Raw genomic sequence first — 1,067 nt, 5'->3', positions numbered from 1 at the left:
CTCAAGTCGCTCGCGGCCGCACCGAAGCCGGAGCGACATGAGAATGGCGCTGCCGACGCAGAAAGCGCGAACTGACCGACGAACCGATCGAGGATGACCATCATGGCGAAACAGCAAGCGCAGACCGCCCAGGCGCAGACAACTACCCAGTCGGATTTTACGAACCTGCTGGAGCGGGAATTCCGCCCGAAGACGGAGCAGGCGCGAGAGGCCGTCGAATACGCGGTCCAGACGCTCGCCGAGCAGGCGCTCGCGCAGACCACGACAATTAGCGACGACGCCTACAAGAGCATCGCGGCGATCATCGCGCAGATTGATCACAAGCTATCGGAACAGATCAACCTGATTCTTCACCATGACGATTACCAGGCGCTCGAATCGGCTTGGCGCGGACTGCATCACCTCGTGTCGAACACCGAGACCGACGAACACCTGAAGATCCGCTTCATGGATGTCTCGAAGACCGAGCTGCATCGCACGATGCGCCGCTACAAGGGACTGGCATGGGACCAGAGTCCGCTCTTCAAGCAGATCTACGAAGAGGAGTATGGCCAGCTCGGCGGTGAACCGTACGGGTGCCTTGTGGCCGACTACTACTTCGACCATACGCCGCCGGACGTCGATTTGCTGGGCTCGATCGCGAAGGTCGCGGCGGCAGCCCATACGCCGTTCATCACCGGCGCCGCGCCGTCGGTGCTGCAGATGGAATCGTGGCAGGAACTCGCGAATCCGCGTGACCTGACGAAGATCTTCACGCAGAACCTCGAATACACCGCGTGGAATTCGATGCGCAATACCGAGGACGCGCGCTACGTGGGTCTCGCGATGCCGCGTTTCCTCGCACGTCTGCCGTATGGCGCGAAGACCAATCCGGTCGACGAGTTCGATTTCGAGGAAGACACGAACGGCTCCGATCACAGCCGCTACGGTTGGGCGAACGCCGCGTACGCAATGGGCGTGAACATCAACCGCTCGTTCAAGCTGTACGGCTGGTGCTCGCTGATCCGCGGTGTCGAATCGGGCGGCACGGTTGAAAACCTGCCGTGCCATACGTTCCCGACCGACGA

At 61.3% G+C, this 1,067-nt stretch carries 1 protein-coding gene; it reads left to right on the top strand.

What is annotated here, in order from left to right; translation table 11 throughout:
• Nucleotides 1-102 precede the first annotated feature (102 nt).
• A partial coding sequence (gene tssC / locus DPV79_RS41470) for a type VI secretion system contractile sheath large subunit (RefSeq protein ID WP_113048177.1) occupies nt 103-1,067 on the top strand: 965 nt, incomplete at its 3' end.

Origin of the sequence: Burkholderia reimsis (assembly GCF_003294055.1) — a bacterium.
Classification (GTDB): domain Bacteria; phylum Pseudomonadota; class Gammaproteobacteria; order Burkholderiales; family Burkholderiaceae; genus Burkholderia; species Burkholderia cepacia.
The sequence above is the reverse complement of the archived record's forward strand: the minus strand, read 5'-3'. Positions and strand labels throughout refer to the sequence as shown.